Origin of the sequence: Shewanella sp. Arc9-LZ (assembly GCF_010092445.1) — a bacterium.
Classification (GTDB): Bacteria; Pseudomonadota; Gammaproteobacteria; order Enterobacterales; family Shewanellaceae; genus Shewanella.
The window spans coordinates 2,493,026-2,507,569 of the sequence record NZ_CP048031.1; the positions used below are offsets into that span (position 1 = coordinate 2,493,026).

A 14,544-nucleotide genomic window follows, 5' to 3' on the forward strand; every position below is an offset into this window, starting at 1 on the left:
CAACAACTTCGCAACAAAATCGCCTCAGCCCTCGACGATTATTCATCCTACGCATAACTAAAAACACTCAGACGGTGAAATTCCTCAGTGCATTATTCGTTATATGAATAGTTGCTTATCAAAATAATTGATTTGTTTAATTATAAAACACCCCCTAGCATGATTTGGCGGTTAATTGTTCACTAAAGTGGTAATGACGTATTTTCAGGATAAATTTTCAACATGGAAAATTAAGCTGATTGATCCCCCCTTGATGTTATTGAATAACGCTAATTTTACAACGCTATATATTTACAGGTTACAAATAAGAACGCTTAAGCGTCATACATATCTTTTGTAAATCAATGTATTGGCAAGCTTGTTTAATAACGATTAGTCATCGTCTGGGGAAATAAATAAATGAATAATAAATCAACATATTTTAAGCATTCTTTACTCGCATTTGCGATTATGGGAGTAATGAGCTCAGCTGCAAATGCTGAAGATGAAAAACCAAAAGCACAAAAAAGTGCAGACGATATAGAAAGAATCGTCGTAACGGCATCTAAACGTGCCAAAGGATTACAGGAATCTCCTGTGGCCATTACGGTAGTGAGTAGCAAAGCAATAGAGCAAGCTAAAGTAATGGACATAACAGACTTACAAACTCTGGTACCAACTCTACGCGTCACCCCACTACAACGTTCAACTAACACCAACTTCTCAATTCGTGGCTTTGGTAATGGCACCAACAATACGGGTATTGAGCCTTCTGTTGGGGTATTTATCGATGGTGTGTATCGCTCTCGTGCGGCATCTCAAATAGGTGACTTACCAAGACTGCAGCAAATTGAAGTGCTAAGTGGACCACAAAGTACCTTGTTTGGTAAAAATGCTTCAGCTGGGGTCATTAGCGTCACCACGCGAGAACCCGCTTATTATCAAGAAGGTAAAATTGAAGTTGGCGTAGGTAATTTCAACCAAAAAGAAATTAAAGGTTATTACACCAATGGCATAACCGATAATTTAGCATTCAGTGTTTCTGGTGGATTGAACAAACGAGATGGTTACACTGAAAGTGTGGTGGGATTAGACGATATTAACGACCGAGACCGTTGGAATATTCGAGGTCAGGCACTGTACGAACCAACTGAAGACGTAAAACTTCGATTAATTGCTGACTATAGTAAAATTGAAGAAGCATGCTGTACCGTAGAGAATTCAATTAATGGCCCTACTACTGGCGCTGTGCGTGCGCTCGGGGGCATGGACCTTGATGAAACAGATTCATTTGCTTATCAATCTACTCTTAATTCCAATCCCGATAACAACGTCAAAGATGGTGGAGTATCACTGCAGCTAGATGTTGATTTTGATGGTTATTCATTTACCTCAATCAGTGCACTTCGTACCAACGATTCTGATTTTATGAATGATGTCGATTACACTTCTCTCGATATTTTGAACGAAGGCGGCTACACCGATATCGAAACAATTACCCAAGAGTTTCGCTTAACCTCTACCGGTGATCGTCAGCTCGAATGGATGTTTGGCGCATTCATTTTTCATGAAGAAGTGACCACTGGCGATACCTTGTATTATGGTAACGACATTAGAAATTACTTTGATGTGTTGATGGCGGCTGGTGGTGCTCCGGGTTTATTAGCGGGTGTTGAAGGAGTATATGGCCTGGATCCCGGCACATTTTTCTCAGGTGACTCGGCAGTAAGTTCTGAGTTTGAACAAGAAAATGATGCTTACTCGATATTTGCCAGTTTTGATTACCATATCAGCGACGATTTTACCGCCATATTTGGCGTGAGTTACACCAACGACCAAAAAGAAATCAACATCACTCAACAACATTCCGATGTCCTTTCTGCACTCGATTTAGACACAGTGCCAACATTGTATGGCGTGCCTATTGGCAGTATTCCTCAGTTGGCACCTGCGGTACCAGTGATTAAAAGTTTGCAGTTTTTACCCCCTATGCTGGGGTTGCCAAATGCTGTTGAAAACAATCAATCAGATGATAGTAAAACCACGTGGTCACTACGCTTAGCTTACGAAATTAATGACAATGTCAATATATTCGCTACAGCAGCAACAGGTTTTAAAGCAACGTCTTGGAACTTATCGCGTTATTCAAGCCCTTTCGCAGCGGATCAATCTGCATTAGAAACGGCAGGTTTAGCACTTCCCAATCAGGTTTATGGCGGCCGTTATGCCTCACCTGAAGAAGCAATGGTGTACGAGCTGGGCATTAAGACTCAATTCGAACACGGATCATTTAGCGCAACCATATTTGATCAAACCATTGAAGGGTTTCAGTCATCTATTTTCATTGGCACAGGTTATGTCCTGGCCAATGCGGGTAAACAAAGTACCCAAGGTATTGAGTTCGACTCTAATTATAACCTCACTGAAGATTGGTCATTTACCTTAGCGGGTACCTTCCTCGACCCTGTTTACGACTCGTTTGTTGGTGCATCAGGTTTAAACGGACCGGTTGATTTATCTGGCGAGAAACCGGCTGGTATTCATGAAGTCAGTATCACTGCCGGTATTGTGTATAACTTTGAAGTATTTAATGGTGCCGATGGCTATGTTCGTACCGATTACCTTTTCGAAAGTGATACTAAGCTGGCTGAAAATACCCCTGAATCATTATCTCGCGAGGTAAACACCTTCAACGCAAGTACGGGACTGGCATTTGATAATGGCGTCAGTTTACAGCTTTGGGTGCGTAACTTAACCAATGATGAATATCTGTTGTCGGCATTCCCACCTCCAATTCAAGCGGGCAGTTTTAATGGTTATCCAAATCAACCACGTACCTTTGGAGCCAATATTTCGTACCAATTTTAACTAGCTAAACAGTCTGCAGTGACGGTAATAGCGCTTTACTGCCACTGTAGACTTTTTTATTAACATCAAGATGAAGCAACTGATTTATATCGCTAATAACGCTATAAACTCACTATCAATAAAACAATAAGAGTGTCCTATATGTCTATAGAATCAATATTAAAAAACCATTACTCAGCACGCGCCTTTCTCGACAAACCGGTTGCCAAGGAAACCTTGGATTTGATTTTTGCCCATGCTCAGCTTTCTCCTTCCAATTGTAATGTGCAGCCATGGCAAACTTGTGTGGTTTCGGGTCAGACAAAAGACACATTAAAGCAAAAATTTATGCAAACTCTCATGAGCGGCGCCTCGCCAAATCCTGACTTTAATTGGCTACCGCAATATCAAGGTATTCATCGTGATCGTCAATTTGGCTCAGCGAATGCGTTGTATAGTGCAATCGGTGTAGCACGAGAAGACAAAAAAGCCCGTCAAATGGCGATGGTACGTAACTGGCAGTTCTTTGATGCGCCACATGCGGTGTTTTTCACTATGGATAAATACTTAGACATTATGGGCGCTGTTGATTTAGGTATATATGCTCAAACACTGTCATTGATTATGGCAGATCACGGCATATCAAATTGCATGCAAGGTGCATTAGGGCAATTCCCCGACCCAGTAAGAGAAATATTAAACCTCCCTGCCGAGCGCGGTATTTTATTTGGGATGTCTTTTGGTTACGCCGATGACAGTGCAGCGGTAAACAATACCCGTACCGATCGTGAATCCATTGAAAACGCTGTGGCATTTTTCGATTAACCAGTCATGACTAATGAGATTGAATATGAAACTAGAGCATAAAAATATTTTAGTGGATAACGTCAATATTCATTATGTTGAATCAGGGCAATCTACCGAAGCAAATAACGTATCTGCTGTCGCTGACATCACTGCGCTCAAACCGACAATAATATTTTTGCATGGATTTCCTGAGTATTGGGGTACATGGTCAGCTCAACTGAGTTTTTTCTCACCACATTATCGTGTTATCGCACCCGATTTGCCGGGATATAATCTAAGCGATAAACCAGACGATGTCAGCTTTTATGCGGTACCCAATCTTATCGGCTTTATGGCCAAGTTTATTGCTGCAATTAGCCCTACTCAGCCTGTTATTTTAGTCGCCCATGATTGGGGCGGCGCTATTGCTTGGCCATTAGCAGCGTTTCATGCTCAGTTAATCAGTAAGCTGATAATTGTTAATGCGGCTCACCCAAGTACCTTCACTCGAGAAATGATTAACAATCCACTACAACGCAAAAAAAGTGCTTATATACATCAATTAATCAGCGCATCGGGGGAGTCATTATTAACGCAAGATGATTATCGCTATTTAAGCGAAGACATCATGGTTAGTACCAACCCAAGCGTGTTTACCGCCGCTGTAAAAGCGAAATATAAGCAAGTGTGGAGCCAAGCAGGCGCAATTAATGGCATGTTGCAATATTATCGCGCTATGCCCCAACTGGCAGAAAATGACACAGATAATCAACGTTGTAATTCAACAACGGCATCATCCCTAGACACAACATCGACTCAAAATGACACAACTAAATCGAGTCCCGTTAAACAAGCATCGCAGCTTAAAGTACCCAATATACGGATCAATGTTCCCACATTGATTTTATGGGGCGAACAAGACCTTGCCTTCGTTAATGAAAATCTCGATGACATTCATCACTATGTGCCTAACTGCATCATAAAACGTTTTCAAGACACCAGTCATTGGCTACAACACGAAAGACCAGACGAAGTGAATGTCGCCATTAATAATTTCATAAACGATTAACATTTATTTAAAGAAATTTAAAAACAACAAGTTAATTACATCCTTAGTTAAAGGCTTGTTGTAAAACAAACTCAATATAGTGCGCTGAATAACAAACGAAATAATAATAACGATAAAGGGATTTTATGACGACATTAACATCACAAACTCAACAGGCACTCGTATTTGAAGTGGCTAAAAATGACTTGTCACAAACACGTGTTGTTGAGCTTAATATTGAGCTGCCATTGGCTGAAAATGAAGTATTACTTAAAGTGAGTAAATTCGCGTTAACCGCAAATAACATCAGCTATGGCATCACTGGTGATGCATTAGGTTATTGGCAATTCTTTCCTGTTAACAATTCCCCTTTGGATACTGCTTCAAATTCGATTACGTCTAAAGCTAATACAGTTCAACACACTCAATGGGGACGATTACCTGTGATGGGGTTTGCAGATGTGGTGTCATCAAATAATAAAGATATCAACGTTGGTGAACGAGTATGGGGATTTATGCCGATGGCGACTCATTTCAAAATCATTGGCGGTAAAGTTAACCCTACGGGATTTTCAGATCTCAATCCATGCAGAGAAGGCCTATCTCCGGTTTATGCGCGCTTTGATCGCGTCAGTGCTAATCCTTTTTATCAGCAAAAAAATGAAGACTACGACATCTTATTACGCGGACTGTTCACCACGTCTTGGCTAGTGGATGACTTTATGTTCGACAATCAGTATTTCTATGCGACTCAGTATCTGGTAACCAGTGCATCCAGTAAAACCAGCATTGCCCTCGCCTTTGCCATTAAGCAAAGAGGTCAACGCAGTGCGATTGGTATTACCTCCGAGGCCAATTTAAGTTTCGTTAAATCATTAGGTTGTTACGATCACGTTATTAACTATAACGACATCACCACCCTAGATGCCAATGTTGCATCCATCTTAGTGGACATGGCCGGAGGTAAAAAAACCTTAGCCGCCATTCATCATCACTTTACCCAACAACTGCGTTATTCATGCCGGATCGGTGCAACCCACCATGGTGATATCGACATAACAGACACACAAAGTGACAGCCTGTTACCTGGTGCACCTCCAACATTCTTCTTTGCGCCAACACAATTGAAAAAACGCAGTCTTGAATGGGGGGTTGGCGAAACCATGAAACAAATGAATCAATCGTTACTCCATTATATAGACTTTTGTAGATCCATTATCACCATTTCCCACACCCATGATCTTCACCACGTTAATGATATTTACCAACAGGTTTTAGCCGGAACAGCTGATGCATCTGTTGGACAAATCATATCGTTAGACCCAAATACACTCCAACCAAGTAAGCAATAGGCAAACTCTCAATCAACAAGCTCGTGTTTAAAAAATAAAAATGGACGTTATCGGCCCAATAAAGGTCATATCTGAATGAGGTTATTATGGAAGATATTGAATTAGTGACATTTGTTAATTCGCAAGTTATCCCAGTGTGCATCTTTTTAATTATGATGGGCATGGGGCTATCTTTAGTGACAGACGATTTTAAACGCGTGCTTAAATACCCTAAAGCAGTGGCAATTGGATTAACTAACCAGCTACTTTTGTTACCTATTATTGGCTTTGCATTAGCCAATATCATGCCATTAGAACCAGAATACGCAGTAGGAGTCATGTTACTGGTACTGTGTCCAGGTGGCACAACATCCAATATGTTTTCTCATTTAGCGAAAGGTGATGTGGCACTGTCGGTCACCATGACGGCGGTGGCCAGTTTAATCACCGTGTTTACTATTCCCGTGGTGCTTAATTACTCATTAATTCACTTCATGGGGCAAGGCAATGAATTCCAGTTACCAATACTGGCAACCATGTTCAGCTTAATGAAGCTGACCATTGTGCCTATTTTGCTGGGCATGTTGATCAGACGTTACGCTCCCAAAATTGCTGAAAGTACTCAAGTCCATGTATCACGCTTTGGCATATTGTTTTTGACGTTGTTAATTATATTTTTAACGTATATTCAGCAAGATATTGTTATCCCTGCACTTATCGCCGCAGGACCGGTATCGATTATTCTTAATATTTCAACCATGCTATTGGGGTATTATTCAAGTAAATGGTTTGGATTAAATCTTGCTCAAAGAACGTCCATTACCATTGAAGTCGGCTTACAAAACAGTACCTTATCCATGTTTATGGCGTTAACATTGTTGGCTAATTACAAGATGTCATTCACGCCGGCGATTTACACCCTCACAATGCTCTTTACCGCAGGGATTCTAGCGGGTATGTTAAATTCCAAGTATTTTAAATCGAAAAATAATGGCGAAGTGGTTGCCGAAAACGCCTAGACGAAACTAATCATTAAAATAACAAAGGTAAACAATGGAACTGATCACCGTAGTAATTGAAAACAATGTGCATGTTATTACCCTTAGCAATGGCAAAGTTAACGCAATATCGCCTGAAGTCATCGCCCAAATCAACAGTGCATTGGACCATGCAGAGCAGCAAAATGCAGTGGTAATAATAACTGGCCAACCCGGAATTCTATCTGGCGGCTATGACCTTAAAACCATGAAGCAAAGCGCTGAAGCGGCAATTGCTTTGGTCACTGCAGGCTCAACGTTAGCCCGCAGAATGCTCGCATTCCCAACGCCTATTATCGGTGCCTGTTCAGGCCATGCAATCGCCAAAGGCGCATTTTTACTACTCAGCTGCGACTACCGTATTGGCAGCGCAGGTCCGTTTAAAATTGGCCTTAACGAAGTGGCTATTGGCATGACTATGCATCAGGCAGGCATTGAAATCGCGCGTAATCGTATTCCGCAAAATTATCTGTCGCGCGCGGTAATCAATGCTGAGTTATTTACACCAGAACAAGCAGTAATGGCAGGTTTTCTCGATCAAGTGGTTGAGCCAGAACAACTCATGGACACTGCACATGCCGTGGCTAAACACATGCAAACGCTGAATATGGCTGCGCATTTAGGCACCAAATTAAAAGAGCGTAAGACTATTCTCGCCTCATTGGATGCAGCCATCGAGCAAGATAAGCAAATTTCATTGAAATTATAAGGATATAAATATGATATCGCAAAAGACCTATCAAACGCTCACTGTCGACATTACCGATAAAGTGGCTCACATTATCCTTAATCGTCCTGACGCGTTAAATTCAATGAACGTCGACTTTTGGCATGAATTTCCAAGCGTAATACACGATATCAATAATCAATCGGCGGCTCGCGCCATTGTCATTTCCTCAACTGGCAAGCATTTTAGTGCCGGTATGGACTTAGCCGTATTCAGTGCGAGTAACCGCGACGAGAATATCGAATTAGGCCGTAAACACGACCAATTACGTCGCTTGGTTCTCAAGCTACAAGATTGCTTTAATGTGCTTGAAACAGCCCGTATGCCTGTACTCATGGCCATTCAAGGTGGCTGTATTGGTGGTGCTGTCGATATGGTCACCGCGGCAGATTGCCGTTATTGCACCAGCGACGCTTTTTTTAGCATCGAAGAAACCAAACTCGGCATGACCGCTGATGTAGGGACCTTGCAGCGTTTACCTAAATTGATTTCAATCGGATTAGTTAAAGAGTTAGCCTACACGGGCCGAAGAATGCCTGCAGCAGAAGCCAAAGCAGCCGGATTAGTCAATCATATATATGAAGACCAAGCATCAATGCTAACTGCTGTATTAGGCATTGCTGCAGACATTGCCGCCCGCTCGCCTTTAGCCGTTACCGGTTGCAAAGAGATGATCAACTATGCCCGCGACCACAGTGTCGCCGACAGTTTACATTACATGTCGGTATGGCAAAGCGGCATGTTCCAACCCCAAAACGACATGATGGAAATCTTCAAAGCAAAAGCACAAAACCGTGAACCAGAATTTGAAGAGTTAACTCAAATTGATCCTTTAAAAATATTCTAAGCATTGGGCATCATTGCACTATTTGCTATAGACCAAAATTATGAGTGAAATAATTTAATCACAAATAGTGCTAACCCTTTAGAGTGAACTATGACAAAACCTTTGATAAACCTCGTGCATGCCAATGGCTTCCCCGCTGGCAGCTATAAAACATTTCTACAAGAATTTGATAACGACTACCGTACCGTTGCCCACAATCAATTTGGCCATAATGTTCTGTATCCAATACACAATAACTGGCAACACCTTGTTACTGAACTTGTTGAATTTATTAAGAAGCAAGATGAGAAAGTGATTTGCGTGGGGCATTCGTTCGGCGGCGTAATTTCATTTATTGCCGCTTGCCAACATCCTGAGCTTTTTCGGGGTTTGGTGATGTTAGATCCGCCAGTTGTCACCGGTGCGTTCTCGCATTTACTGAGATTTATTAAGCGAACACCTTATATTGACAAGCTTTCTCCTGCAGGAAAAGCCAACACACGCCAAAATAATTGGCCACAAAACACTAACTTAGTTGATTATTTTTCACAGAAAACATTGTTTAAAAACTTTGATTCTCGTTGCTTACAAGACTATGCCACTTCTGCCGTAATACAGCGCAATAAGCGTTTAGAGCTCACCTTCTCACCCGCTGTAGAAGCCGACATTTTTAGGCACTTACCGACTAATCTAATAAAGTATAAAAACAAGTTAACCATACCGGCTAAACTGGTTTACGGTGAAAATACCAATATATTCCCGATTAAACATTTTGTTCGGTTTGCAAAGCTGAATGACATTGAGTTAATGACACTGCCCAATGGCGGACACATGTTTCCATTAGAACAACCAGAAAACACCGCCACTTTGGTCAAACAGATCATTAAAGACTGGTAATGATGACCTTAGTACTGGCTCAACAATAGCTAACAATAAATCTACATAAGAGGCCCCAATATGATGAAACCAATTAGTTTATGTTCAACCTTAATCATAGCTATGGGTGTCTCTTATCCATCATTTGCATTACCACTGGATAAGATCCAATTACCAGCAGGGTTTACCATTGATGTGTATGCCGAAAATGTTGAAAATGCGCGCCAGATGGCGCTTGGTGACAACGGAACTGTTTTTATCGGCAGTCGCAAAGCAGGCAATGTTTATGCACTTATAGACAGTGATAATGACTTCAAAGCTGATAAGAAAATCATTATCGCAACGGATTTGTTTATGCCATCCGGTCTTGCTTACCATAATGGCAGTTTGTATGTTGCTGAAGTCGATAAAATCTGGCGTTATCCTGATATTGAACAATCATTACCCACTATTCCTAAACCAGAATTGGTATACGACAAACTGCCAAATAAGTCCCATCACGGTTGGAAATTTATCACTTTTGGCCCGGATGGAAAGCTGTATATCCCCGTCGGCGCGCCTTGTAATGTGTGTGAAAGTGAGCTTCCCTTTGCCAGTATTTTACAATTAGATCTTGAAACAAAACAAACCACTGTCGTTGCTCAAGGTGTACGCAACAGTGTCGGATTTGATTTCCACCCACAAACAGGTGAGTTATGGTTTACCGATAATGGCCGCGACATGATGGGCGATGATTTACCCGATGATGAGCTTAATCGTGTGAGCAAAAAAGGCCAACACTTTGGTTTTCCTTATATTCACAACACAGATATTGCCGATGCAGATTTTACTAACCCCAAAATCGCCAAACTCAACACCCCTCCGGTATTAACCTTAGGTGCACATGTTGCTGCATTAGGCATGGAGTTTTACCAAGGTAATCAATTCCCTGCTACTTATAAACAATCAATCTTAATTGCCCAACACGGCTCGTGGAACCGCACTAACAAAGTGGGTTATCGCATTATGCAGGTGGCACTTGAAGGGAATAAGGTGATTGACTATAAGCCCTTTGCCACAGGTTGGCTTGAAGGTGAACAAAGCTGGGGCCGCCCTGTTGATGTGATGACCCTGGCAGATGGTTCTATCTTGGTATCAGATGACTTTGCCAATGCCGTGTACCGGATTAGTTATACCAAGCAGTAAAAGCACGATCAGGCTGATAGTAAAGTTACTAACCCCCTTCTTGTCGTCCCGGCAGTGCTTTTGAGCCGGGATCCAGGTGTTTGTACTTTTGTATATTTACTTATGGCCTGCGGCCACAACATCTTGGCGCGTCGCCCACACCAGAGCAAAGGGGTAAAGTGCATTCTTGTTTATGAATCAGCCTATGCAAACCCTCAGCGTTCCGGCAACATTTTCGCATTTTTACCAAACAACAACAGCGAAAAATTGCGACGGAAATGAATCCAGCTTTTGACTTCATCTGTAACCGTCTTCGGCCCATCTTGTTATAAAGAGTGAAAATGCTAACGCTTCCGATGGGAATCTGATGTGAATGGATTCACGAATGTCGTGATGGCAAGGTCAATGATGTTCCCGACATCATAATGACATTCCCCATATCCATATGGGTCAGATGCCAAAGAACAACCTGTACCGCGAAAGCTAGCCTGACGTCCTGTCAGGCTCACGCATTCTTGTATAAAAAGTCTTCAACGGCCTCAAGTTCAGAGCTGAGTTCACACCATTTTCAAGTAAGGCTAACGAGTAATTGGACAGGGCTGAGTTCAATAAATAAAGATTCCTGAAAGGATAAGTCGCGCAATAAAGTGAGCTGAATGGCCAACTAGATACTCTTAAAAAGAGAAGCGATCATCACCGTGAATGATGTGAAAAGTGAAGCAATGACTTCTGACCATCATCACTATGCCAAATGCTATTTAAGCTACATCGACTGCACTTGATTTTACAAAGAATGACACCTTATTGGTGCGCATTAATAAATACAATCAACAAAGTCGTTTACACTCTAAATGAGCCTGAAACTAACTGTGCAAAAAGCACCTCTGACTTGAATAGTGCCATCTTAGGGTTAACCGATAAATGTCTCGGCTTTAGCCTCCTGCGCCGCTCTTACTCCGAAATCCATTTAGTCGTAGTGCCCCTGACATGTCAAAGGAATGAAAAGTGTCAGGCAGCATTCTTTATTTTTAAAGAAATCGCACTAAGAGAGCCTCTATAAGTGTTTGCATGCTGTTGTTGCTAAAAGCACGATGATTTGACAGCTAAATGACAGACGAAGTAGATGAATTTGTTGATTGACCATCTTGGATACTAAAGGTATTTGACTGCAAAAGCAGTCAAATACCTTCCCGTAGCAAAAGGGCTCGCCTATTGACTGGCGGAAGGCTCATATGTGTTATGCAGATTCGTCGTCGAAATACATGTCCCAACTGATGTTAAGACCAAACTGCACTAATTTTCTCATTAAATTAACATCCATTGACGGACCACCTTGTCCTGTTGAATTCCAAAAACAAAATATATCTACTGAGCATTTCAACTTAACCAAGGAATCCATTTGTTCTTGCTTACCGTAAAGTTTATTAAGAATAATGTCTATGTGTTCTTTATTGTCAGTTGAATTAGATAATTCTTTTGTAGAAAAAGCCCAATAATTGAACTCACGTCTATGTCTGTATTTTGAATCTGGCTCAATTCTCCTTATCAATGTCGGACTAATACCAATAACTTCTGTGATCTTATCAGGTGACATTTCAACTGACGATATTCTCAATGTTGCGTAAGTTAAATTACATGCCATAGGTGGATTCGATTTATCTGCATAACGCTTTAAATATGGGGCGCGTGCTGTTTGCGCGTCCCAGCCCAGCTTGCTGGGCGAACATAATTGACTTGTTAGCTTTAAACACACTTAGCAATTGTAGATAAAGCATCTTTCCAACCCGCTCCAGAATCAAAGTTTTCCACCAAACCATCTTTAGTGCTTTGACCAGTAAATGCCCCCATACCATGTTGAATCATATAGGTTGGCTTATAAGCTGGCGCTCCTAATTTTGTTAGGCTTTTACAAATAGCAGTATTGTCAGAATTTATGTTAGTAAGCGCCCCTTGCAATTTATCCAAGACTTCTTGTGGTTGCGCAGCAAATAAATTCATACGCAGCACACTAATCGCTTGATGTGCAGTTATATCGGATACACGTTTAGTGTCAAAAAAGCCATAAGACATACCAGCAAAATATAGCTCGGCAGCATTCGAGTAGTTGTTTTTGATCAAGCAGGCATTCAGTCCAGTAAATATATCGACTGGGTTCTGCTTATTCGATAACCCGCCTACAGATACACATCCAACAGGATTGGGAGATTCTAAATTCCCAGCCGTCTCATAGTTTGTGACATTACTTGTAGGTGTGGAATTGCAGGCTGACAGTAGCAAAGCTAAGACGGTTGCCAATATTATTTTTCTATCCATGAGCTCGAAGCCCTCCTTTAAAGCTAACGCTTTAAATATGGGCCGCGTGCTGTTTGCGCGTCCCGGCCCAGCTTGCTGGGCGAACATAATTTACTTGTTAGTACGATATGCTGCACCAACGCCTAATGGGTCTATTTCAATCTGAGACGTAAACCTTACGTCTGCTATTTTAACTACACCGTGCTTTACAAACTGGGCTACTATTTCGAAAGCTTTAGAAGCTTTCGCTTCAGTGACATTGATTGAACTTTGATATATCACAACGATGTCGGATTGAATGGTATCTTCAAAGAGTTTACTAAACTTCCTCTCGTCCAGTTCTTCACTATCATTAAAAACCCGCACCCAATTACCACAAGGCCCTATTCTGCCGTGTGATAGTTTGTGCATGAGTGTGATAATTTCTCGATTCGTCATTTATCGTACTAACGCCTGCATTTACGGCAGTTTTGTAACGAGGAACGAGCGTAAAAACTGTCCAAGCCACGAAGTGGCTGATGCAACATGCACTTGTTACATGTTGGTGAGCGATGAGTCATGCCATACATCCTCATAATCATCAGCTATTAAAAATCTATACCCTGGGGGTAATGCTAAATATTGTTCTATTTCTGGTAAGTATTCTTTTATATGGCTCACGTGTAGCGGTTTGAAAAATTCAGTTTCTTGGCTCATTTCTTCACCGCACCAAATATACCAACCGCACGTTCCATTCTCTGATTTATGACGTAATCCATTAATTGGGAGTTTGCCTAGCGTCTCGATAGCAAGCCCAAGCTTCTCTGCTTCAGAACAAGGTATAAAGTCGGCTTTGTATTTTTCGCATACTTCCTTTTGACTAGCCACGATATTCCTTAAGACATGTAACGCCGCCATAAACGGCTAAGTAATAGTTGGCTAAAATGTGAAGCGAAGCGGAACCGAGCCAACTGTTGCGTGTCCGCCTTTAATGGCCTTGTTATAACTCCACTACGGCAATTCAAAATTTTGCCTATGCCTATTAATTTTCACTAGCTTTCCAGATTCAAATTTTAAGTCTATTGAGTTAAAGAACTCATATTTACCGTCGAGAAGTATATTCCATTTGTCATATTCGTATATTTGAGACTTCGACTTAAGAACAGCAGGAATTGAGAAGTTATCTCCTGCTCTATTACCGTAACGTATATAAATATGGGATTCAGGATATTTAACTCTTAAAGATTGAAAATCGACTATAACTTCTTCCTTGGTACTACCAATCGTAAAACCATATGCGCTGCCTGCAACTATATCTTCGTCGATGTACGTCAACCACCAATAAGCTGATAGCCCGCCAATGAATAAAGTCGGTATCAGAATAATTATTGCTAAGACTTTAAGGCCAAATTTCAACGCAAATCCTTTTGGAGTTATAACAGCTTATTGAAGGGCAAAAAAAATTAAAGTCGCCCTTTTAAGTTATTGATTAATATCATCCTACATTTACTATCTTCTTGATGTAAAGTAGTTTTATTTAACGCCACTGACAAATAAAAGCGAGGTAGCGCGTTAAAAGTGGACTCAATATTCAACAGGAAATAAAAACACATTTATTTCAATGCATTACAAAATATACAAATTGTTTATCG

The 14,544-nt window shown here is 41.2% G+C and carries 14 protein-coding genes; 9 read left to right on the forward strand and 5 right to left on the reverse strand.

From position 1 onward, the window contains the following. Window positions 1–399: 399 nt before the first annotated feature. The 9 genes from GUY17_RS10740 to GUY17_RS10780 all read left to right on the forward strand — a co-directional run bounded on the left by GUY17_RS10740 (window position 400) and on the right by GUY17_RS10780 (window position 10,642). Complete coding sequence (locus tag GUY17_RS10740; RefSeq protein WP_162023141.1) at window positions 400–2,847, forward strand: TonB-dependent receptor; 2,448 nt, start codon at window positions 400–402, stop codon at window positions 2,845–2,847. A gap of 141 nt (window positions 2,848–2,988) precedes the next feature. After that, the gene (locus GUY17_RS10745; RefSeq protein ID WP_162023142.1) at window positions 2,989–3,651 is read left to right on the forward strand and encodes a nitroreductase; all 663 of its coding nucleotides are present in this window, start codon (window positions 2,989–2,991) and stop codon (window positions 3,649–3,651) included. A 25-nt stretch (window positions 3,652–3,676) separates the two neighbouring features. Further along, window positions 3,677–4,681, forward strand: a complete 1,005-nt coding sequence (locus GUY17_RS10750; protein ID WP_254439804.1) for an alpha/beta fold hydrolase — start codon at window positions 3,677–3,679, stop codon at window positions 4,679–4,681. A 125-nt stretch (window positions 4,682–4,806) separates the two neighbouring features. After that, the gene (locus GUY17_RS10755) at window positions 4,807–6,012 is read left to right on the forward strand and encodes a DUF2855 family protein (RefSeq protein ID WP_162023144.1); all 1,206 of its coding nucleotides are present in this window, start codon (window positions 4,807–4,809) and stop codon (window positions 6,010–6,012) included. Between the two features lie 86 nt (window positions 6,013–6,098). Further along, complete coding sequence (locus tag GUY17_RS10760) at window positions 6,099–7,010, forward strand: bile acid:sodium symporter family protein (protein WP_162023145.1); 912 nt, start codon at window positions 6,099–6,101, stop codon at window positions 7,008–7,010. A gap of 34 nt (window positions 7,011–7,044) precedes the next feature. Next, window positions 7,045–7,737, forward strand: coding sequence for a crotonase/enoyl-CoA hydratase family protein (locus GUY17_RS10765; protein WP_162023146.1), 693 nt, complete (start codon window positions 7,045–7,047; stop codon window positions 7,735–7,737). A 10-nt stretch (window positions 7,738–7,747) separates the two neighbouring features. Beyond that, on the forward strand, window positions 7,748–8,602 hold the full coding sequence (locus GUY17_RS10770) for a crotonase/enoyl-CoA hydratase family protein (protein WP_162023147.1): 855 nt from the start codon (window positions 7,748–7,750) through the stop codon (window positions 8,600–8,602). A 90-nt stretch (window positions 8,603–8,692) separates the two neighbouring features. Next, on the forward strand, window positions 8,693–9,478 hold the full coding sequence (locus GUY17_RS10775; protein WP_162023148.1) for an alpha/beta fold hydrolase: 786 nt from the start codon (window positions 8,693–8,695) through the stop codon (window positions 9,476–9,478). Window positions 9,479–9,538: 60 nt separating this feature from the next. Continuing rightward, complete coding sequence (locus GUY17_RS10780) at window positions 9,539–10,642, forward strand: sorbosone dehydrogenase family protein (RefSeq protein ID WP_217351049.1); 1,104 nt, start codon at window positions 9,539–9,541, stop codon at window positions 10,640–10,642. Between the two features lie 1,216 nt (window positions 10,643–11,858). On the opposite strand, the gene GUY17_RS10785 is transcribed toward GUY17_RS10780, so the two are convergent. The 5 genes from GUY17_RS10785 to GUY17_RS10805 all read right to left on the reverse strand — a co-directional run bounded on the left by GUY17_RS10785 (window position 11,859) and on the right by GUY17_RS10805 (window position 14,308). Next, complete coding sequence (locus GUY17_RS10785) at window positions 11,859–12,374, reverse strand: DUF4279 domain-containing protein (protein WP_217351050.1); 516 nt, start codon at window positions 12,372–12,374, stop codon at window positions 11,859–11,861. Next, a complete protein-coding gene (locus GUY17_RS10790; RefSeq protein ID WP_162023149.1) occupies window positions 12,365–12,934 on the reverse strand; it encodes a hypothetical protein in 570 nt (189 codons plus the stop codon). Before GUY17_RS10790 ends, GUY17_RS10785 begins: the two co-directional genes overlap by 10 nt. A gap of 90 nt (window positions 12,935–13,024) precedes the next feature. After that, window positions 13,025–13,324 carry a hypothetical protein gene (locus tag GUY17_RS10795; RefSeq protein WP_254439806.1) on the reverse strand — a complete coding sequence of 100 codons (300 nt, stop codon included), beginning with the start codon at window positions 13,322–13,324 and terminating at the stop codon, window positions 13,025–13,027. Between the two features lie 123 nt (window positions 13,325–13,447). After that, window positions 13,448–13,780, reverse strand: a complete 333-nt coding sequence (locus GUY17_RS10800) for a hypothetical protein (RefSeq protein WP_162023151.1) — start codon at window positions 13,778–13,780, stop codon at window positions 13,448–13,450. Between the two features lie 123 nt (window positions 13,781–13,903). After that, window positions 13,904–14,308, reverse strand: a complete 405-nt coding sequence (locus GUY17_RS10805; protein ID WP_162023152.1) for a hypothetical protein — start codon at window positions 14,306–14,308, stop codon at window positions 13,904–13,906. Window positions 14,309–14,544: the final 236 nt, after the last annotated feature.

Excerpts from the sequence above, each read along its gene's own strand:
- GUY17_RS10765 (WP_162023146.1), top strand. The coding sequence starts at position 7,045 with ATGGAACTGATCACCGTAGTAATTGAAAACAATGTGCATGTTATTACC.
- GUY17_RS10750 (WP_254439804.1), top strand. The coding sequence starts at position 3,677 with ATGAAACTAGAGCATAAAAATATTTTAGTGGATAACGTCAATATTCAT.
- GUY17_RS10775 (WP_162023148.1), top strand. The coding sequence starts at position 8,693 with ATGACAAAACCTTTGATAAACCTCGTGCATGCCAATGGCTTCCCCGCT.
- GUY17_RS10755 (WP_162023144.1), top strand. The coding sequence starts at position 4,807 with ATGACGACATTAACATCACAAACTCAACAGGCACTCGTATTTGAAGTG.
- GUY17_RS10780 (WP_217351049.1), top strand. The coding sequence starts at position 9,539 with ATGATGAAACCAATTAGTTTATGTTCAACCTTAATCATAGCTATGGGT.
- GUY17_RS10745 (WP_162023142.1), top strand. The coding sequence starts at position 2,989 with ATGTCTATAGAATCAATATTAAAAAACCATTACTCAGCACGCGCCTTT.
- GUY17_RS10795 (WP_254439806.1), bottom strand. The coding sequence starts at position 13,324 with ATGCACAAACTATCACACGGCAGAATAGGGCCTTGTGGTAATTGGGTG.
- GUY17_RS10770 (WP_162023147.1), top strand. The coding sequence starts at position 7,748 with ATGATATCGCAAAAGACCTATCAAACGCTCACTGTCGACATTACCGAT.
- GUY17_RS10740 (WP_162023141.1), top strand. The coding sequence starts at position 400 with ATGAATAATAAATCAACATATTTTAAGCATTCTTTACTCGCATTTGCG.
- GUY17_RS10760 (WP_162023145.1), top strand. The coding sequence starts at position 6,099 with ATGGAAGATATTGAATTAGTGACATTTGTTAATTCGCAAGTTATCCCA.
- GUY17_RS10790 (WP_162023149.1), bottom strand. The coding sequence starts at position 12,934 with ATGGATAGAAAAATAATATTGGCAACCGTCTTAGCTTTGCTACTGTCA.